At 70.8% G+C, this 18,124-nt stretch carries 18 protein-coding genes and 1 tRNA gene; 13 read left to right on the top strand and 6 right to left on the bottom strand.

The features are described from left to right. Nucleotides 1-7: 7 nt before the first annotated feature. The 6 genes from ACFV0Q_RS16095 to ACFV0Q_RS16070 are packed head-to-tail and all read left to right on the top strand — an operon-like array spanning nucleotide 8 to nucleotide 6,653. Entirely contained in the window at nucleotides 8-517 is a 510-nt protein-coding gene (locus tag ACFV0Q_RS16095) for a hypothetical protein (RefSeq protein WP_385005638.1), read from the top strand. Then, complete coding sequence (locus tag ACFV0Q_RS16090; RefSeq protein WP_385005636.1) at nucleotides 517-1,926, top strand: hypothetical protein; 1,410 nt, start codon at nucleotides 517-519, stop codon at nucleotides 1,924-1,926. The genes ACFV0Q_RS16095 and ACFV0Q_RS16090 overlap by 1 nt, the downstream gene beginning before the upstream one ends. A 21-nt stretch (nucleotides 1,927-1,947) precedes the next feature. After that, nucleotides 1,948-3,117, top strand: a complete 1,170-nt coding sequence (gene mycP / locus ACFV0Q_RS16085) for a type VII secretion-associated serine protease mycosin (protein WP_385005634.1) — start codon at nucleotides 1,948-1,950, stop codon at nucleotides 3,115-3,117. A gap of 24 nt (nucleotides 3,118-3,141) precedes the next feature. After that, on the top strand, nucleotides 3,142-3,570 hold the full coding sequence (locus ACFV0Q_RS16080) for a hypothetical protein (RefSeq protein WP_385005632.1): 429 nt from the start codon (nucleotides 3,142-3,144) through the stop codon (nucleotides 3,568-3,570). Nucleotides 3,571-3,579: 9 nt separating this feature from the next. Further along, nucleotides 3,580-5,928: a hypothetical protein gene (locus ACFV0Q_RS16075; RefSeq protein ID WP_385005630.1), complete on the top strand. Its 2,349-nt coding sequence runs from the start codon at nucleotides 3,580-3,582 to the stop codon at nucleotides 5,926-5,928. Between the two features lie 59 nt (nucleotides 5,929-5,987). Then, nucleotides 5,988-6,653, top strand: coding sequence for a hypothetical protein (locus tag ACFV0Q_RS16070; RefSeq protein ID WP_385005628.1), 666 nt, complete (start codon nucleotides 5,988-5,990; stop codon nucleotides 6,651-6,653). 55 nt (nucleotides 6,654-6,708) lie between these two features. Here the strand turns inward: ACFV0Q_RS16070 and ACFV0Q_RS16065 are convergent. Continuing rightward, nucleotides 6,709-6,780, bottom strand: a tRNA-Cys gene (locus tag ACFV0Q_RS16065). A gap of 171 nt (nucleotides 6,781-6,951) precedes the next feature. Between ACFV0Q_RS16065 and ACFV0Q_RS16060 the strand changes: the two genes are divergently transcribed. The 4 genes from ACFV0Q_RS16060 (at nucleotide 6,952) to ACFV0Q_RS16045 (ending at nucleotide 10,964) form a co-directional block, all read left to right on the top strand. Beyond that, entirely contained in the window at nucleotides 6,952-8,409 is a 1,458-nt protein-coding gene (locus tag ACFV0Q_RS16060; RefSeq protein WP_385005626.1) for an MFS transporter, read from the top strand. A 34-nt stretch (nucleotides 8,410-8,443) separates the two neighbouring features. Continuing rightward, complete coding sequence (locus ACFV0Q_RS16055; RefSeq protein ID WP_385005624.1) at nucleotides 8,444-8,644, top strand: hypothetical protein; 201 nt, start codon at nucleotides 8,444-8,446, stop codon at nucleotides 8,642-8,644. Next, nucleotides 8,641-9,036: a type II toxin-antitoxin system death-on-curing family toxin gene (locus ACFV0Q_RS16050; protein WP_385005622.1), complete on the top strand. Its 396-nt coding sequence runs from the start codon at nucleotides 8,641-8,643 to the stop codon at nucleotides 9,034-9,036. Before ACFV0Q_RS16055 ends, ACFV0Q_RS16050 begins: the two co-directional genes overlap by 4 nt. A gap of 143 nt (nucleotides 9,037-9,179) precedes the next feature. After that, complete coding sequence (locus ACFV0Q_RS16045) at nucleotides 9,180-10,964, top strand: DEAD/DEAH box helicase (RefSeq protein WP_385005620.1); 1,785 nt, start codon at nucleotides 9,180-9,182, stop codon at nucleotides 10,962-10,964. A gap of 89 nt (nucleotides 10,965-11,053) precedes the next feature. Here the strand turns inward: ACFV0Q_RS16045 and ACFV0Q_RS16040 are convergent, their stop codons facing one another. Continuing rightward, the gene (locus ACFV0Q_RS16040) at nucleotides 11,054-12,070 is read right to left on the bottom strand and encodes a hypothetical protein (RefSeq protein WP_385005618.1); all 1,017 of its coding nucleotides are present in this window, start codon (nucleotides 12,068-12,070) and stop codon (nucleotides 11,054-11,056) included. Nucleotides 12,071-12,451: 381 nt separating this feature from the next. Here ACFV0Q_RS16040 and ACFV0Q_RS16035 point away from each other — a divergent pair, with 381 nt between their 5' ends. Both ACFV0Q_RS16035 and ACFV0Q_RS16030 read left to right on the top strand, forming a co-directional pair. Then, nucleotides 12,452-13,093, top strand: coding sequence for an IclR family transcriptional regulator (locus ACFV0Q_RS16035; protein ID WP_008742627.1), 642 nt, complete (start codon nucleotides 12,452-12,454; stop codon nucleotides 13,091-13,093). A gap of 218 nt (nucleotides 13,094-13,311) precedes the next feature. After that, nucleotides 13,312-14,109, top strand: a complete 798-nt coding sequence (locus tag ACFV0Q_RS16030; RefSeq protein WP_385005616.1) for a S16 family serine protease — start codon at nucleotides 13,312-13,314, stop codon at nucleotides 14,107-14,109. Here the strand turns inward: ACFV0Q_RS16030 and ACFV0Q_RS16025 are convergent. The 4 genes from ACFV0Q_RS16025 to ACFV0Q_RS16010 all read right to left on the bottom strand — a co-directional run bounded on the left by ACFV0Q_RS16025 (nucleotide 14,039) and on the right by ACFV0Q_RS16010 (nucleotide 16,801). After that, the gene (locus ACFV0Q_RS16025) at nucleotides 14,039-15,340 is read right to left on the bottom strand and encodes an MFS transporter (protein ID WP_385005614.1); all 1,302 of its coding nucleotides are present in this window, start codon (nucleotides 15,338-15,340) and stop codon (nucleotides 14,039-14,041) included. The genes ACFV0Q_RS16030 and ACFV0Q_RS16025 overlap by 71 nt on opposite strands. Continuing rightward, a complete protein-coding gene (locus ACFV0Q_RS16020) occupies nucleotides 15,337-15,558 on the bottom strand; it encodes a hypothetical protein (protein WP_385005612.1) in 222 nt (73 codons plus the stop codon). Before ACFV0Q_RS16020 ends, ACFV0Q_RS16025 begins: the two co-directional genes overlap by 4 nt. A 108-nt stretch (nucleotides 15,559-15,666) precedes the next feature. After that, nucleotides 15,667-16,251, bottom strand: a complete 585-nt coding sequence (locus ACFV0Q_RS16015) for an ArsR/SmtB family transcription factor (RefSeq protein WP_385005610.1) — start codon at nucleotides 16,249-16,251, stop codon at nucleotides 15,667-15,669. A 79-nt stretch (nucleotides 16,252-16,330) separates the two neighbouring features. Next, complete coding sequence (locus tag ACFV0Q_RS16010; protein WP_385005608.1) at nucleotides 16,331-16,801, bottom strand: Lrp/AsnC family transcriptional regulator; 471 nt, start codon at nucleotides 16,799-16,801, stop codon at nucleotides 16,331-16,333. Nucleotides 16,802-16,930: 129 nt separating this feature from the next. Here ACFV0Q_RS16010 and hppD point away from each other — a divergent pair, with 129 nt between their 5' ends. After that, nucleotides 16,931-18,085: a 4-hydroxyphenylpyruvate dioxygenase gene (gene hppD, locus ACFV0Q_RS16005; RefSeq protein WP_385005606.1), complete on the top strand. Its 1,155-nt coding sequence runs from the start codon at nucleotides 16,931-16,933 to the stop codon at nucleotides 18,083-18,085. Nucleotides 18,086-18,124 lie beyond the last annotated feature (39 nt).

Below are 18,124 nucleotides of genomic sequence, written 5' to 3'. Positions count from 1 at the left end.
GGCCATCGTGGCAGTGGACAACGGTTCGGGACTGCTCGGGGTGAACGTCGGCGCGAGCGTGGCGGACTCCGTCATGCGTCAGGCGAAGGCGCTCGAGGTCGAGTACGAGTCGATGACCGGCTACAAGAAGCTGGTCGACGACCTCCTGAAGAAGCTCGACGGCTCTGAGGCGGCCGACAAGAAACTCGCCCACGGCACCCTGCCGGCGGGCACCCTCGGCACGGGCTTCCCCGAGGCGGACGACCTGTTCAAGGCGTACACGACGGTCCACTCGGAGCTGCAGAAGCTCTCCCAGGGCCTGGCCGGCCAGATCGAGGCGCTCGGCATCGCGATCCTGACGTCGGGCAAGGGCTACGCGGGCGTGGACGAGGAAACGCAGGCCCGCATGCGCACCATCATCCGGCAGTCGAAGAAGGACTACGTCCCGGACCGCGACCCGCTGACCCACCAGGGAGCGGCGGAGCACAAGCCGGATGCCTCGACCCCGACCCCGAGCACGTCGAAGGGCACCATCTGATGGCGACGAACTTCGAGGGCTACACGCACGAGCAGCTGCTCGCGATGATCGCTTCCATCGACCCGGAGACGGTCACGACACGGGCCACCCAGCTGGCGGATGCGGCTATCGCGATCAAGGAGATCGGCGACAGCCTCAAGAAGCACAAGATCGAGGGCTGGGAGGGCGAGGCGGCCCATTACTTCCAGGACTGGGTGAGCCAAGCAGGCAGCGCGACGCTGCGGCTGGGCGATTACAGTGCCGCGGGCAGCACGTGGATGACCCGGGCCGCCCAGACCATGATTGAGGTCAGGACCAACACCCCGAAGTACGACACGACGGCGGCCTCGAACCTGGAGGCGGCCCACAAGTACCACAACGACCCGGACGCCCAGAAGATGGGCCAGACGGCCCACTCGAAGCTGAGCAGCGACCACCAGGCGGCGATCCAGGAACTGACGAAGCTGGCGCAGTCGTACGAGGCGTCGTCGACGCAGATGAACAAGGCGGAGATCCCTACGTTTCCGCCGCCACCGAAGGTATTCGCGCCGACGGAATACTCTGGTGATCTCGAGCGCTCCCGCGCTGAAGGAGGTTCAGGAGCAAGCCTGGGCCCTGGTGGCGGCTCTTCGTACGTGCCGTCGACTCCGGGGGGCGGTCCCGCCAACGAGGCCAGCGGGGCTTCGGGTAACCAGCCTTCGCTGGGCAGCGCCCTGCCTCCGACGACGGCACCTACGCCGGGCCTGCCGGATCGTGATGTGAACGTGGACCTCAACCACGTCGCGACACTGCCAGACAAGGCCGTGCCGCCGACGACGGGTATGCCGACTATCGGGCCCGTCGGTCCCGGTGGCGGCAATTCCGTCGGGCCTATCCCGCCTCTGACGCTCCCGCCGACCACAGGTCTGAAGGTGCCGGGTGGTGGCCCTCTGCCGAGCCTGAGGCCGCCGAGCGGCCTTGGCGGCAGCAAGGTTGTGGGGTTGCCCCCGCGAGACACCGGCATCATGGGCGGTCGGCAGATTTCTCCTGGTGTACCCAACTCGAGTATTCCGCGGGGCACAGTCATTGGTGCGGAAGGGACGCACCCCGTCGGCCGTGGCATGGGTGGCTCGATGGGAGGCGGGCTTGGTGGCCCGCACGGGCCGTCAGGTGGTTCACCGGTCGGCCGTCGGCTGGCCATGGAGCCGGGCGGCGTTGTCGGCGGTCGGCAGTCCGCTGCGGGTGGTCGGCCGGTCACGGGTGGACAACCCTTCACGCAGGGCGGTTCCGGACTCGTACGCAACGGTGGTGCCATGGGCCATGCTGGCGCAGGGGCTCACGCCCCGGGAAAGCGGCGTGGAGACCAGGGGGGCGAACGCCCCGACTACCTGGCCGAGGACGAAGAGACCTGGCAGGGCGACCGTCGTGTTGTTCCTCCGGTGATCGACTGAGCGGAACGGACATTGCACGGGATGCGTATGCGCAAGGCGACCTCGGCCCTGGTGGGTCTGCTACTGGCTGGGGTCGCAGCGACCCCGGCTCATGCGCAGACGATCCGCGAGCAGCAGTGGCATCTCGATGCCATGAAGGCCGACGACATCTGGAAGACCAGCACAGGCAAGGGTGTCACCGTCGCTGTGATCGATACAGGGGTCGGTCGCATCCCGGAACTTGAGGGTCAGGTACTCCAAGGCAAGGTCTTCCCTGCTAGCGATACCAAAGGTGACCCACGGGACGACTACAACGGTCATGGCACGAGCATGGCTGCAATCATCGCTGGTACTGGCAAGCATCCGAGTGGGGACGGCGCCTACGGACTTGCACCCGGTGTCAAGATCCTTCCGCTCCGGGTGCCGAACGTACTTGAGCCGGCGTCCACTCCCTCTTGGGTCGAGGCAATTCGATACGCCGCGGACTCGGAAGCCAAGGTCATCAATATTTCCCAGGGAATGGAGGGCAAGCCAGAGGATGATCGCGAGCGTGCCCAAGCCGTGAAGTATGCGCTATCGAAGGGCAAGCTGATCTTCGCCGCTGTCGGAAACGACGGGGATACTCTCAACAAGATCAACTATCCGGCTGCGACGCCCGGAGTGGTTGGTGTTGGAGCAGTAGACCCCAACGGTGAGGCGACCAAGGAGTCGGAGCACGGTCCGCAGGTCGACATGTCCGCACCTGGAATCGACATCGTCACAGCGTGCGCGCGGAAGTCGGGACTCTGCACCAGTCACGGCACAAGTGACGCATCCGCCCTCGCCTCCGCCTCCGCCGCCCTGCTCTGGTCCGCTCATCCCGACTGGACCAACAATCAGGTCCTCCGGGTTCTGCTGAACACCGCCGGCAAGCCCGTTGACGGTGTCGAGCGGAACGACTTCGTTGGCTACGGCGTCGTGCGGCCGCGGGTTGCGATTCCTACGCCGGGTGACCCGGGGCCTGCGGACGTGTTCCCGCTTCCCGACCTGGCGGCAGCCCAGGCCGCCGACGGGAAAACGGCCGAAACTGGTTCCCCCAAGCCCGCACCGCAGGCGCCGTCAGCCGTTAAGAAGGGTGACGGCGGCAGTAACCTGCCGTGGATCGCTCTCGGGATCGGGGCCTGCGTCCTCATCGGGGGAGCCGTCACGGCAGTCGTCGTACGCCGTCGCTGACCCGACCCGCCCCTGGAGGCCGTGATGTCGTTCGACGAGGAATGGGCCGCAGCACGCGCCACCGCCGCGGCCAACGTCTCCCTGCGGCTCAACCACGTACCGGCCAGTCCCGGCCCCGGTCCCGGCGGCGGTGGGGATCTCGAGCTCAACCAGGACCACATCGGTGCCATCGGCACCGAGGCGCACAAACTGCACGCCCGCCTCCAGGCCGACGCCAAGCACGCCACCACGGCCACCGCCGAGGCCGCCGGCGCGCTGGCCAAGGAGGGCTTCGCGAGCGGGGCGGCGCTGACCAGGCTCAATTCCCGCTGGGAGGGCCAGGTGAAGACCCTCGTCGCCGCCTGCGCGCAGATCTCCAACGGGCTGAACTACTCCCTCTCCTCGCACAACAAGGAAGAACAGCAGCTCTACGCCGAGTTCACGGCCTCCAAGATCGACGAGTACCTCAAGTAGGCGGCGTCCGTGCTGACGTACGAGAACGTCCTCAACGCCCCGGTCGACAAGCTCCAGACGGCCGTCACCGACTGGCAGGCGATGGCCGCCAAGCTGGAGGAGCTGGCGGAGGCCGCCCGTAACGGGATGAAGGCCAAGGCCGACAAGGCCGAGTGGAGCGGTGTCACCGCCGGGGTGGCGCGGCCGTTCGTCGCGAAGACGGCCAAGGAGTTCGAGGACGCGGCCAAGGAGGCCAAGGGCGTCCACCAGGCGCTCACCCAGGCCCACGCCACCTTCAAGGCGTCGCGCGACCGGCTGAGGAAGCTCGCGGAGGAGGAGGTACCAGCCGCCGGCTTCCGCGTGGACGGCAAGGGCAAGGTCCATGCGGCTCCCCTCGACACCGAGCAGGAGCGTTACGCGGCCCGGCACGATCCCGACTACCAGGAGTCCATCCGCGCCAACCTGCCCCTCTGGCAGGCGAAGATCGACGCGGCCGTCGACGCCTGCGACGACACCGACCAGTCGCTGGCGCGGCTGCTCGCCGCGAACGTCGCCGACGACCACGACTTCAGCGGGCCCAAGTACGCCGGGCTCGCCGCCGAGCAGGCGGGGCACGCGGTCGACCTCGCGAAGAAGGGCCGGGACCTCACGCACGCCGAGCTGGTCGAGCTCAACGAGCTGCTGGCCGACAACGCCAAGGTGCCGGAGTTCTCGACGGGCTTCTACCAGGGGCTCGGGCCCAAGGGGGCGCTGCAGTTCTTCGGGTACATGTCGACCGATACCCAGGAATGGGGCAAGGTCGACGAGCAGCGCCTCAAGGACGTCCAGGAGCTCCAGCGGAACCTGGGCTTCAACCTCGCCACGGCGACCAGGTCCACCTCCGAGCCCCACCTGCCCGACAGCTACGCCCAGGAGCTGCGCAGGCTCGGCACCCAGCACATCCCGCTGGCCAAGTACGACCAGAACGCGCCCTACGGCTACCAGCTGCTCGGCGGCATCATGCGCTACGGCAACTACGACCCCAAGTTCCTGGTCCCGATCGCCGAGCACGCCACCCAGATCCACGCGAAGGACCCCGACTTCTTCAACGGCACCCGCCAGCTCAACGGTTACGGCAAGAACATGCTGAACCCCTCCGGGATCAACGGCGCCGGCTACGACCCGGTGGTGAGCTTCCTGGAGGCGATGGGCCACAGTCCGGAGGCGGCGGCCCAGTTCTTCGACCCCAAGAACACCCCGCACGCCTACAACCAGGACGGCACGGAGAAGTCGGGCCTCCCGGACCTGGGCAAGGACGCCAAGGGCAAGCCGATCACCGGCTATCTGGATTTCTTCGCGCGGGAGAAGTACGACTACACCATCGACATGGAGGGCACGAACTTCGACGATCTGAAGAAGGTCGAGAAGTACATGCCCGATGCGTTGGGTCACGCTCTGGAGGCGGCCACCCTCGGTCACGCCTGGGACGACCCCAAGCCTGAGCTCCACCGGACCGTGGCCGGGGCGGCGGTCATGGCGGCAGTGGCGGCGAAGTACGGCGGGGACGCCGGGCTGCTCAAGCACCACGAGGTTCTCGCGGACAGCCTCGGCAACATGACCGCCGGGTACATCGACGACGTCAACCGCGCGCTCGATGACAACGGGGACCAGGGCGTCTTCGCCCGGCGGGAAGGTGACAAGCAGGCGCATGCGGCCTTCGAGCGTGACGCTGCCCGTGACCTGCTCGCCGCGCTCGGGCAGCATCCCGACGCGTACGCCACCGTCTCCACCGCAGAGCGTGTGTACTCCGCGAGTGTCCTGGAGAGCCAGGCGGAGCACGACGGCAAGATCGATGAGGGTCGGGCCCGGGCGACGATCCGGACCACCGCCGAGGTGCAGGGCATCCTCGACGAGTCCCGGGCGGGGCAGGTCCAAGGCGTCGGCGAGAAGAAGCACGAGGCGTACGAGAAGGCGCACGAGCAGAGCTCCGCCTGGGTCGAGTTCGGTACGACGGCGGCCATCGCGGGCGGGGTGGCCTTCCTGCCCGCCACGGCCGCCGCGGCAGGAGCGGCGGCGGTCCTCGTTCCGCTGGCCGTCGACGTCGGCAGTGGGGCCGTGGAGCAGGCGGCCGCAGGGGTCGTCGGTGAGTGGTCGGACGAGGCCAAGGAAAAGCACAAGGACAAGATCGACGGCGAGACGCACGACAGCAACAAGGCCATGTTCCAGGCGGGCGAGCACAGCGCCGAGGCCCCGATGAGGGAGTTCATGCAGCGCCACGACGTCGATCCGACCAGCGACTTCGGGAACGACTTCATCGAGTCGATGCGCATCGGCTACGAAACCGGCAACTCCATCGCCCGGCAGCAGGGCCACGAGGCGCAGACCAAGGGAGTCAAGTGAATCGCCCTCGGATAGAGCGACTCCTGACGAGCCCGGTTGCCGGCCTGACGGTGCTCGGAATGGTGGCTGTCGGCTGTTCCGCCGAGGAGCCGGAGCCCTTGCCGGCCGGCCCGCAGCAGCTTTCCACCGGGCAGGTCTGTGCCGGGCTCTTCACGGCAGCAGGAGCCGAGGCGCTGGAACGGGTTCTGGGATCCACGACGTTCCTGCTCCGGGACGAAGACAAGAACCCGGACGTCCGGGCCGTCGCGCAGGTCATGGAGGACGCGTACCGGGCGGGTGTGAAGATCCGTGACATGCCCCAATCCGTCTGCGAGATCTCCGGGGCGCCGCGGGAGTCCCACTTCCCCACAGCGCGCCTGATGTTCACCGCCTACAGCAAGCACGCGGGGGACCCGGCAGATTTTCCCGGCGTGAGTGACAGCGGCGTGCGGGTATCGACGGTGGCCAAGTGGGTCTACCTCTCGTACGACTGCGCCAGCCCCCGGGTGGGCTCCACGCCGGACATCCCCCTGCGGATCAGGCTCCTGTTCCAAGATCAGTGGGACGGGAGCAAGGGTGCGGCCGCCCTCGGACCGGACTACCTGAAGGTCACGCACTCGGCGGCGCTGGCCGTGGCCAAGGAGCTCGGATGCGTGAACGACGGAGGGCTCTCGGCCCGGGCCGAAGAGTTGCCGGCACCGGTGTCCGGCACGGGCGTGGCGCCGAGCGCCAGCGCGACCCGCTAGCCCGGACACAACGGAAGCCCGCCCAGGGGATGGGGCCCCTGGGCGGGCTTCGGAGAAGCCGTGACCGGAATCGAACCGGCGTAACTCGCTTTGCAGGCGAGTCCCTCAACCACTCGGGCACACGGCTGGGTGGAGGTGCTGAGGAAGAACGTACGGGGGGCGCGCCGGGTGGGGAAGGCGGGCGGGCGGGCTGCAATGCGACTGCCATGCCGCGTTCACAGTCCTAGGTCGCGGGGCCGAGGCGGGGTCCGACCAATTGACAGGGGCGCCGACGGGTTGTGCGGCTTACTCTGGGGCGATGAGTGCCCTTGAACCCCGGATATCCGTGCCCGCCGCCCCGCCTTCGCGGGGCGGCGTTCTCGGGCCCGCGTACCGGACGCTCAGCGTCGGGATCATCTCCGTCATCTTCCTGATCGCGTTCGAGGCCACCGCCGTCGGGACGGCCATGCCCGTCGCCGCGCGGGAGCTGGACGGGGTCGGGCTGTACGCCTTCGCGTTCTCCGCGTACTTCACGACCAGCCTCTTCGGGATGGTCCTGTCCGGGCAGTGGGCCGACCGGCAGGGCCCGCTGCGCCCGCTGACCGTCGGCATCGGGGCCTTCGCCGCCGGGCTGGTGTGCTCCGGGACCGCCGGGATCATGGGCGTCTTCGTACTCGGCCGGGCCGTGCAGGGCTTCGGCGGCGGGCTGGTGATCGTCGCCCTGTACGTGGTGGTCAGCCGGGCCTACGAGGAGCGGCTGAGGCCCGCCATCATGGCCGCGTTCGCCGCGAGCTGGGTGGTGCCGTCCATCGTGGGGCCGCTGGCCGCCGGGTCGGTCACCGAGCACCTCGGCTGGCGCTGGGTGTTCCTCGGCATCCCGGCACTGGTCGTCGTACCGCTGGTGGTGGCCCTGCCCGCGATCCGGCGCACCGCCTCCGGCCCGGTGGACCCCGGGGCGCCCGCCGCGTTCGACCGGCGCCGGATCCGGTTCGCCTTCGGGATCTCGCTGGGCGCGGGGCTGCTCCAGTACGCCGCCCAGGACATGCGGTGGCTGTCCCTGGTGCCCGGCATCGCCGGCGTGGCCCTCCTGGTGCCGGCGGTGCGCGGGCTGATGCCGCGCGGGACGTACCTGGCCCGGCGCGGCCTGCCGTCCGTGGTGCTGTTGCGCGGGGTCGCGGCGGGGTCCTTCATCGGGGCCGAGAGCTTCGTGCCGCTGATGCTGGTGACCCAGCGGGGGCTGAGCCCGACGCTGGCCGGCTTCTCGCTGGCGCTGGGCGGGGTGACGTGGGCGCTCGGCTCCTGGGTGCAGTCCAAGGGGCGGATGGCGCCCTACCGGGACCGGCTCATGGTGATCGGCATGGTGCTGGTGGCCTTCGCCATCGCCGCCGCCCCGGCCGTGCTCGTCGAGTCCGTCCCCGTCTGGACCCTGGCGCTCGCCTGGGCGGTGGGGTGTCTCGGCATGGGGCTGGTGATCGGCTCGACCAGCGTGCTGCTGCTGGAGCTGTCGGCGCCCGAGGAGGCGGGGGCGAACTCCGCCGCGCTGCAGATCTCCGACGCCCTCGCGAACGTGGTGCTGCTCGCCGCCGTGGGCGCGGCCTTCGCCACGCTCGGCGGGGGAGCGGTCGGCGCCGGGCACGCCCTCACCGAGGGGGCGTCCGCCTCGCACCCCGGGGCCTTCCTGGCGGTGTTCCTGCCGATGTCCGTCGTCGCGCTGGCGGGAGCCTGGGTCGCGACCCGGCTGCACCCCTCCCCGGTGAAGGGCGAGGGGAAAAGCTGAGGGGCCGTTCGCCCCGAGCGGCTAGATTCGTCGGATGGACGACCTGATCATCCCCCTCTCCGGCGCCGAGCGCGCGGAGCTCGCCGACCTGGCCGACGCCACAGGCCGCACGCCCGAGGAGCTCGCGCTGGACGCCGTACGGGAACACCTGCGGGCGGAGCGCGGGCGCGTCGGGGAGGCCGCCGCGCGGCTGGCCCGGGCCCATGCCCCGCTGCTGGAGAGGCTCGGGCGGTGAGCGCGGCCCCGGCCGTGCGCCACCTCACCCTCGCCGGGGTCCTCGATCTGGCCCGGCACGCCTGCCTCGCCCAGGACCAGCCCGTCGAACTGCGCGCCCCCGGGCTGCTGGAGTCGGCCGTCCACCGGCCGCGGGCGCGCATGTTCGGGACGCCCGCGTACGAGGACCCGTACGAGCAGGCGGCCGCGCTGCTGCACGGCATCGCGGCGAACCACCCGCTGGTCGACGGCAACAAGCGCACCGCCTGGCTGGCCGCCGCCACCTTCCTCGCCGTGAACGGCGTGGACCTCGGCGCGGTGGACCAGGAGGCGGCGTACGACCTGGTCATCGACGTCGCGGCCGGGCTCGAGGCGGACGTCGCCGTCATCGCGGAGCGCCTGCGCGCGCTGTGAGGCGAGGCCGGCGATGTGACGCTCGCCGCACCCGCCGAGGTCACGGGCCTGTCCCTCCGGAAGGGGCGGGCCGGGGCCGGTAAGGTGGCCCGGTTGTCCTACGTACGACCGCGACCGACCGTGACTGAGACGAACCGGAGACCGTGACTACTACCGCCTCCCACCACCTCTCACCCGCCTTCCCCGGCCGCGCGCCGTGGGGCACCGCCAGCAAGCTGCGTGCCTGGCAGGAGGGTGCCCTCAACCGGTACATCGAGACGCAGCCGCGGGACTTCCTCGCGGTCGCGACCCCCGGCGCCGGAAAGACCACCTTCGCGCTCACCCTCGCCTCCTGGCTGCTGCACCATCACGTGGTCCAGCAGGTGACCGTCGTCGCGCCGACCGAGCACCTGAAGAAGCAGTGGGCGGAGGCGGCGGCCCGGATAGGCATCCGGCTCGACCCGGAGTACTCGGCCGGACCGCTGAGCAAGGACTACCACGGCGTCGCCGTCACCTACGCGGGCGTCGGCGTGCGGCCGATGCTCCACCGCAACCGCTGCGAGCAGCGCAAGACGCTGGTGATCCTCGACGAGATCCACCACGCGGGCGACTCGAAGTCCTGGGGCGAGGCCTGCCTGGAGGCGTTCGACCCGGCGACCCGCCGGCTGGCCCTGACCGGTACGCCCTTCCGGTCCGACACCAACCCGATCCCCTTCGTCACGTACGAGGAGGGCAACGACGGGATCCGGCGGTCCTCCGCCGACTACACCTACGGCTACGGCAACGCGCTCGGCGACGGCGTCGTGCGGCCGGTCATATTCCTCTCCTACAGCGGCAACATGCGCTGGCGGACGAAGGCGGGCGACGAGATCGCGGCCCGCCTCGGCGAGCCGATGACCAAGGACGCCATCTCGCAGGCCTGGCGCACCGCGCTGGACGCGCGCGGCGACTGGATGCCGAACGTGCTGCGCGCCGCCGACCAGCGCCTCACGGAGGTCCGCAAGGGCATCCCGGACGCGGGCGGCCTCGTCATCGCCTCCGACCAGGACTCGGCGCGCGCGTACGCCAAGCTGATCCGCGAGATCACGGGCACGAAGGCGACCCTGGTGCTCTCCGATGACACCGGCGCCTCGAAGAACATCGACACCTTCAGCGGGAACGACGACCGCTGGATGGTCGCGGTCCGCATGGTGTCGGAGGGCGTCGACGTACCGCGCCTCGCGGTGGGTGTGTACGCGACGACGATCTCGACGCCGCTGTTCTTCGCGCAGGCCGTCGGGCGCTTCGTGCGATCGCGCAGGCGCGGCGAGACCGCGTCCGTGTTCCTTCCGACGATCCCCTACCTGCTCGGCTTCGCGAACGAGATGGAGGTCGAGCGCGACCACGTCCTCGACAAGCCGAAGAAGCAGGGCGAGGAAGACCCGTACGCCGAGTCCGAGAAGGAGATGGACGAGGCGAACCGGCAGGAGGACGAGGACACCGGCGAGGACGAGCAGATGTCCTTCGAGGCGCTGGAGTCCGACGCCGTCTTCGACCGGGTGCTCTACGACGGCGCCGAGTTCGGCATGCAGGCGCACCCCGGCAGCGAGGAGGAGCAGGACTACCTCGGCATCCCGGGGCTGCTGGAGCCGGACCAGGTGCAGATGCTGCTCCAGAAGCGGCAGTCGCGGCAGATCGCGCACAGCCGGCGCAAGCCGGACTCCGAGGCGGACCTGCTGGAGCTGCCGGCCGACCGGCGGCCGGTGGTTTCGCACAAGGAGCTGCTGGAGCTGCGCAAGTCGCTGAACACGATGGTCGGCGCGTACGTCCACCAGAGCGGCAAGCCGCACGGGGTGATCCACACCGAGCTGCGCCGGGTGTGCGGCGGTCCGCCGAGCGCGGAGGCGACGGCGGGGCAGCTGCGGGAGCGGATCAAGAAGGTGCAGGAGTGGGCGACGCGGATGCGTTAGCCCCTCCGCGGGGGTGTGGAACGCGGAACGGGGTCCGTGCGCTGCTGCGCGCGGACCCCGTTCTCGTGTGTCTGTGCCGGTGCCTGCCGTCAGGCGCCGACGCGCCGACGGCGGCCGGTGCCGGCGACCAGGGCGGCGCCCATGGCGAGCGCGACACCGCCGGCGCCGAGGGCCCAGCTGGTGGCCGCGTCGGTACCGGTCTCGGCGAGCTGACCACCGGCGTTGGTGGTGCCGGTGTTGGTGTTGCCCGTGTTGCCGGTGTTGTGGTCGACGATCGGCGTGGTGGTGCCGCCGCCGTTCGGCTTGGTGCCGGTGTTGCCGCCACCGTTGTGGTTGCCGCCCGTGTTGCCACCGGTGTTGCCGCCGGTGTTGCCGCCCGTGGAGCCCGAGACGAGCTTCGACTCGGCCCACGCGGTCTCGGACCAGACGTCCTCGTCCACGTTGCTGCCGCCGGCGACGGCGATGGCGATGTTGCCGGTCGGGGCGCTGGCGGCGAACTTCACGCGCACCTGGAGGCTGGTCTTGCCCGCCGGGAGCTTGATGTCCTCGGTCAGCAGGGCCACCGGGGCGCCGCGGTCGCCGACGACCTCGACGTCGTGCCAGGCGCCCTGGGAGAAGACCTGGACGCGGACCTTCTCGGCCGTGAGCTTCTCGTTCTGGTCGGCCACGGCGAGGATGAGCACGTAGCTCTCCTGCGTCTTGCCCTTGTTGTCGACGGAGACCGTGAGGTTGGTCCAGTCGCCGGCCTTGATGGTGCTCGGGACGCCACCGATGCCGAGGACCGGGCCGGTCGCGACCAGGTCGTCCTCGTCGGCGCCCGCGGCGGGCTTCGTCTCGGGCTTGGCGTCGGCCGGCTTGGCCGGGGTCTCGGCAGCGGGCTTCGCCGGGGTCTCGGCGGCCGGCTTGGCCGGAGTTTCGGCGGCGGGCTTCGCCGGGGTCTCGGCGGCGGGCTTCGCCACCGGGGTCTCCGCGGCCGCGGCCGGAGCCGCGTCGTCCTGCGGAGCCGAGTCCGGAGTCGTGACGGCCGGCTTGGCCTCGTCCGCCATCGCGGGCGAGGCCATCAGGACGGTCGGTCCCACGACGGCAGCGGCAGCGACGACAGCCATGCGCTTCAGGTTCACAGGTACTTCTTTCCCCTATGCGAACGAGGCGCCCGGCGCCCCGCCCACCCCCAACATCTTTTTGAACACGATCAGACTAAGGGTCGTGTAAAACGATTTTCGACTGAGGAACATTACGAATTGGCACAGCCGTACGGAGAAATTGGCGTAAACCGGCAGTAGGCGACCGGATTCTGGACGAGGCCTTCCGCTGAGCGGACCCGCTCGCTACTGTCCCCGCATCGAACGCCCCGTGGCAGCGCCGCCGCGGGAGCGCTGCCGGTGCCATGGCCGCTACCGGCGGCCTCTCCGTGCGTCGCCGAGGGACCGGCAGCGCTCCACCCCGTGAGAGTCACCGCCGCCCACTGAAAGAGAGGGAGAGGCGTCGTGACCGCGGAAACCTCCCAGACTCTCGACCGAGGGCTCAGAGTCCTCAAGCTGCTCGCCGACACCGACCACGGTCTGACTGTCACCGAGCTGTCCAACCGCCTCGGTGTCAACCGCACCGTCGTCTACCGCCTCCTCGCCACCCTCGAACAGCACGCGCTGGTACGCCGCGACCTCGGCGGCCGGGCCCGCGTCGGGCTCGGCGTGCTGCGCCTGGGGCGACAGGTCCACCCGCTGGTCCGGGAGGCGGCCCTGCCCGCGCTGCGCTCGCTCGCCGAGGACATCGGCGCCACCGCGCACCTGACCCTGGTCGACGGCACCGAGGCGCTCGCCGTCGCCGTCGTCGAACCGACCTGGACCGACTACCACGTCGCCTACCGGGCCGGTTTCCGCCACCCGCTGGACCGCGGTGCGGCCGGGCGGGCCATCCTGGCCGCCCGTCAGGGCACGCTCATCGAGCCCGGCTACACCCTGACCCACGGCGAACTCGAAGCGGGCGCCAGCGGCGCGGCCGCGCCGCTGGTCGGCATCACCGGGCTGGAGGGCAGCGTCGGCGTCGTGATGCTGGCCGACGCCGTGCCCGAGCGCGTCGGCCCGCGCGTGGTGGACGCCGCCCGCGAGGTCGCCGACGCCCTGCGCTAGATCCCATCGCCGAGGGTGGGGGGGGCGGGGGGCCCCCCCCCCCCCCCCCCCCCCCCCCCGGGCGCGGCGCCCGGGGGGGGGGCCCCCCCCCCCGCGTCGCCCCCCCCCCCCGCCCCAAACCCCCCGCGCGGGGGGGGGGGGGCCCCCCCCCCCCCCCACCCCCGCGCCCCGCAGGACGGCGAGGCCGGGACGGGCATGCGGCCCGATAGATTGGCCGGGTGCTCTCTCGCCTCACACGTCTGCCGCGTCCCACCGCCCTCGCCGTCTGCGCGCTGCCCGTGGCCGCGCTGTTCGCCGTGGCCGCCCTCGCGCCGCTGCCCTTCGTGATCGCCCAGCCGGGCCTCACGGCCGACGTGCTCGGCGCCCGTGACGGCAAGCCCGTCATCGTCGTCACCGGCGCCCCCACCCGGGACACCAAGGGCCAGCTGCGGATGACCACCATCCAGGCCACCGGCCCCTCCACCTCGGTGACCCTGCCCGAGCTGCTCGGCGACTGGTTCGACAGCGCCCGGGCGGTCATGCCGAAGGCGGCCGTCTACCCGTCGGGCGGAAGCGACAAGGAGATCGAGCAGCACAACCTGGAGGAGATGACACAGTCCCAGTCGTCCGCCGCCGAGGCCGCGCTCGGTTACCTCCACAAGGACCCGAAGGCGGTCAAGGTCGAGCTGAACCTCGCCGACGTCGGCGGCCCCAGCGCCGGACTCCTCTTCTCCCTCGGCATCGTCGACAAGCTCGACGGCGACGGCAGCGGCGGCGACCTCACCGGCGGCCGCACCATTGCCGGTACGGGAACCATCGCGGCCGACGGAACGGTCGGCGCGGTCGGGGGAGTGGGCCTGAAGACGCAGGCCGCGCGGCGCGACGGGGCGACGGTGTTCCTCGTGCCGAAGGCGGAGTGCTCCGACGCCAAGGCCGAACTGCCCGAGGGGCTGCGGCTGGTTCCCGTTACCTCGCTGACGGGCGCGGTGGACTCGCTGCGGGCGCTGAACCGGAACGAGCCGGTTCCGTCCTGCTGACGGGACGCTCCGGGGTCCGGTCGAGGTCGCGCCAGGCGGGGAAGAGCAGCGGGGTCAGGGTGGCCAGCAGGTAGACGCCGCCGAACACCAGGAGGGCCCGCGTCACCCCGGAGGCGTCGACCAGGAGGCCGGCCGTGAGGCCGCCCAGGGGCATGGCCAGCTCGCATCCCGCCGTGGTCACCCCGGCCACCCGGCTGCGCAGTTCCTCCGGCACCAGCTCGTAGACGACCGTGCTCAGGATCGGGTTGAGCACCCCCGCGCCCAGGCCGGACAGGGTCATGACAACCGCCAGCGGCAGTGGGGTGTCGGTGAAGGCGGCCGTCACGTAGCGGGGCGCCCCGCACAGCAGGAAGGCCGCCGCGAACACCGGCCTGCGGGGGAGCCGGTCGCCCCACGCCCCGTAGAGCAGGGCCCCCAGCAGGGCGGAGCCACCGAACAGGGAGATCATCAGGCCGATGGTGGCGGGGCTGCCGAGGTCCTCGCGGCCGTGTACGGGGAGCAGGACGGAACCCCAGCCCTGGTCGAGGCCGTTGGTCGCCATCACCATCAGGGTGACGCCGGTCAGCAGCCGGGACCGGGTCAGGAAGAGCCACCCCTCGGCCAGTTCGGCCCGGTACGCGGCGAACGAGGGCTTCCCGGAGGCGGGTTGCGGCTCGGCGGCCGGTACGCCGCGCAGGAAGGCGCCCACCAGCAGTGCGGAGGTGGTGAACGAGGCCGCGTCCAGCAGCAGTACGGTCTCGGCGCCGAACAGCGCGATCAGCAGTCCGGCCGTGGCGGCGCCGATCATGCGGGCCCCGCGCGAGACGGCGTCGTAGAGGCTGGCCGCGCGGGCGACGGTGGTGCCGGCGTGCTCGGCGAGGCTGGGCAGCAGTACGCCGCGGGCGGTCAGGCCGGGGGTGTGCACGAGGCCGCCGAGGGCCATCAGCGCGCACAGCATCCAGAACTCCAGCAGGCCCGCGTAGTGCAGCAGCGGGATCGCGCCGACCGCCAGCCCGCAGATCAGGTCGGAGGCCGCGGAGACCCGCCGACGGCCGATCCGGTCGATGACCGGGCCGCCGACGAGCGCCGCGACGATCACGGGCAGGGTGGCGCAGAAGGCGACGACCCCGGCCCGTCCGGCGCTGCCCGTGGTCTGGAGCACGAACCACGGGACGCCGATCAGGGTGAGCGAACTCCCGGCTATGGAGATGGTGTTGGCGGCCAGGACGGCCGCGAAGGGGCGCCTGCTCATGCGGCGTGGTGCCGGACGCGGGCGTGGGCGTGGGCGTGGGCCGAGTCCATCAGGCGCAGGCCGGCGCCGACCAGGGCCTCGCCGAGCCGGTTGCGCAGGGCGGGGACGACGGGGGTGACGGGAGCGGGGGTCTCGTGGGCGAGGCGCCAGGCGGCGGCCTCGGCGGCGAGTTCGGCGGCGCGGGCGGCGTGTATCCGGGTGTGCGTGAAGGCGTGCATGGCAGGACTCCTTCTGCGGAGGTGGAGCGCGGCGGGTGAGAGGTCGTGGAGGGTGAGAGGTCGTGGAGGGTGAGAGGTGAAGGGCGGCCGGACCGGACCGGCCCGGTGCTACTCGCTCGTGCGCGGGAAGGCGTGGGTGTGGAGGCGAACCGCTCTTGTGCCCTCGCTGGGCGGCACGTCGCGATAGCTGTTGATCAGGTCGTGCATCTTCTGGATCAGTTCGAGGGTCTGCTCGGCCGTCAGGTGCAGGGTGAAGTCGCTGACGTCCGAGCCGCGCCGCCACTCCAGCGGCCAGCTGTGGGCGTTGCCGAGCCAGGTGCTCATCTCCTGCGTGTGGATCGTCGCGATCTCGTGCAGGAAGAGGTCCGCCGCGCCGCGCGTCGCCGGGTCCTCGGCGTAGATCAGCGACTCGTCGAACTGGGTGCCGTCGTGCGCGGCCTTCCACCAGCGTTCGCGGCCCTTGCCGTGCTCGGGCGCGTCCTCGACGAAGCCGTGGGCGGCGAGCTGGCGCAGGTGGTAGCTGGTGGAGCCGCTGGACTCCCCGAGCCGCTCGGCCAGCTGGGACGCGGTGGCCGGGCCGTCGTGGCGCAGCGTGGCCAGCATGCGGATGCGCAGGGGATGGGCGAGGCCGCGCAGGGAGCGGGCGTCGAGCGTACGGACCGTGGGTTCCGGGGCTTCCGGCTCTTCGGGCATGCCTCAACAGTAGAGTTGCAAAGACTCCTATGCAAGGACTTCTTTGCAACGCCTTCTTTGGAACCTGGGCGGGGTCCCGTCAGTCGTCCTCCGCCGCCTGCTCCACCAGCGGGATGATCCGCAGCGGCACCGGGTTCTCCATCACGATCGCCGTCGAGGCCCGCACGATCCCCTCGAAGCCGACGACCCGGTCGATCACCCGTTGGAGGTCGGCGTTGGACCGCGCCACGAGCCGGCACAGCATGTCCCCGTGCCCGGTGGTCGTGTGCAGCTCCAGCACCTCCGGTACGCCGTCCAGGTGCGCCCGTACGTCCGAACCCTGGCCCTGCTTGATCTCCAGCGTGGCGAAGGCCGTCACCGGGTATCCGAGGGCCGCCGGATCGACCTGCGGGCCGAACCCGCGGATGACCCCGTTCGACTGGAGCCGGTCCAGCCGCGCCTGCACCGTGCCCCGCGCCACCCCCAGCCGGCGCGAGGCCTCCAGGACCCCGATCCGCGGTTCGCGCGCCAGCAGGACGATGAGCCGGCCGTCGAGTTCGTCGATGGTCATGGAAACCTTCCCCCGATCGGCTGGTCATACTGCACAGATCTCTCAGTCATCCTGCGCCCGCGCTGGTCATTCTGTACAGCGGAAATGGAAACTATTGCGCAGCTTGTGGAAGGGCGGGACTCTGCCGTCATGACTGAGTCTCTGGCGAACCCCGAAACCATCCCGCACACCGCGCGTGAGGCAGACCCCTTCCCGGTGAAGGGCATGGACGCGGTCGTCTTCGCCGTCGGCAACGCCAAGCAGGCCGCGCACTACTACTCGACCGCCTTCGGCATGAAGCTCGTCGCCTACTCCGGACCGGAGAACGGCACCCGCGAGACCGCCAGCTACGTCCTGACCAACGGCGCCGCCCGCTTCGTGCTGACCTCGGTCATCAAGGCGACGACGGACCACGGCCGCTTCCTCGCCGAGCACGTCGCCGACCACGGCGACGGCGTCGTCGACCTCGCCATCGAGGTCCCGGACGCGCGGGCCGCCTACGCGTACGCCGTCGAGCACGGCGCCCGCGGGCTGGACGAGCCGTACGAGGTCAAGGACGAGCACGGCACGGTCGTGCTGGCCGCCATCGCCACCTACGGCCAGACCCGCCACACCCTGGTCGAGCGCCGCGACTACACCGGCCCCTACCTGCCGGGCTTCGTGGCCGCCTCCCCGATCGTCGAGCCGCCGGCCAAGCGCACCTTCCAGGCCATCGACCACTGCGTGGGCAACGTCGAGCTCGGCCGGATGAACGAGTGGGTGGCGTTCTACAACAAGGTCATGGGCTTCACGAACATGAAGGAGTTCGTGGGCGACGACATCGCCACCGAGTACTCGGCGCTGATGTCGAAGGTCGTCGCGGACGGCACCCTGAAGGTGAAGTTCCCGATCAACGAGCCGGCGATCGCGAAGAAGAAGTCGCAGATCGACGAGTACCTGGAGTTCTACGGCGGCGCCGGCGTCCAGCACATCGCCCTCGCGACCAACGACATCGTCGCCACCGTGCGCTCGATGCGCGCGGCGGGCGTGCAGTTCCTGGACACCCCCGACTCGTACTACGACACCCTCGGCGAGTGGGCCGGCGAGACCCGGGTGCCCGTCGAGACCCTGCGCGAGCTGAAGATCCTCGTCGACCGCGACGAGGACGGCTACCTGCTCCAGATCTTCACCAAGCCGGTCCAGGACAAGCCGACCGTCTTCTTCGAGATGATCGAGCGCCACGGCTCCATGGGCTTCGGCAAGGGCAACTTCAAGGCCCTGTTCGAGGCCATCGAGCGCGAGCAGGAGAAGCGCGGCAACCTGTAGGTCCCGTAGCCGCCCCGGACGGACGCCATCCGTCCGTCC

Source organism: Streptomyces sp. NPDC059564, assembly GCF_042735575.1.
Lineage (GTDB): Bacteria > Actinomycetota > Actinomycetes > Streptomycetales > Streptomycetaceae > Streptomyces.
This window is presented reverse-complemented; position numbering and strand designations above follow the sequence as displayed.

What these genes read in the sequence shown, in the direction of transcription:
- ACFV0Q_RS16020 (WP_385005612.1), bottom strand. Translation starts at nt 15,558, where the DNA reads ATGCACGCCTTCACGCACACCCGGATACACGCCGCCCGCGCCGCCGAA.
- ACFV0Q_RS16060 (WP_385005626.1), top strand. Translation starts at nt 6,952, where the DNA reads ATGAGTGCCCTTGAACCCCGGATATCCGTGCCCGCCGCCCCGCCTTCG.
- ACFV0Q_RS16090 (WP_385005636.1), top strand. Translation starts at nt 517, where the DNA reads ATGGCGACGAACTTCGAGGGCTACACGCACGAGCAGCTGCTCGCGATG.
- ACFV0Q_RS16015 (WP_385005610.1), bottom strand. Translation starts at nt 16,251, where the DNA reads ATGCCCGAAGAGCCGGAAGCCCCGGAACCCACGGTCCGTACGCTCGAC.
- ACFV0Q_RS16025 (WP_385005614.1), bottom strand. Translation starts at nt 15,340, where the DNA reads ATGAGCAGGCGCCCCTTCGCGGCCGTCCTGGCCGCCAACACCATCTCC.
- ACFV0Q_RS16080 (WP_385005632.1), top strand. Translation starts at nt 3,142, where the DNA reads ATGTCGTTCGACGAGGAATGGGCCGCAGCACGCGCCACCGCCGCGGCC.
- ACFV0Q_RS16055 (WP_385005624.1), top strand. Translation starts at nt 8,444, where the DNA reads ATGGACGACCTGATCATCCCCCTCTCCGGCGCCGAGCGCGCGGAGCTC.
- ACFV0Q_RS16010 (WP_385005608.1), bottom strand. Translation starts at nt 16,801, where the DNA reads ATGACCATCGACGAACTCGACGGCCGGCTCATCGTCCTGCTGGCGCGC.
- mycP (WP_385005634.1), top strand. Translation starts at nt 1,948, where the DNA reads ATGCGTATGCGCAAGGCGACCTCGGCCCTGGTGGGTCTGCTACTGGCT.
- ACFV0Q_RS16040 (WP_385005618.1), bottom strand. Translation starts at nt 12,070, where the DNA reads ATGGCTGTCGTCGCTGCCGCTGCCGTCGTGGGACCGACCGTCCTGATG.
- hppD (WP_385005606.1), top strand. Translation starts at nt 16,931, where the DNA reads ATGACTGAGTCTCTGGCGAACCCCGAAACCATCCCGCACACCGCGCGT.
- ACFV0Q_RS16070 (WP_385005628.1), top strand. Translation starts at nt 5,988, where the DNA reads ATGGTGGCTGTCGGCTGTTCCGCCGAGGAGCCGGAGCCCTTGCCGGCC.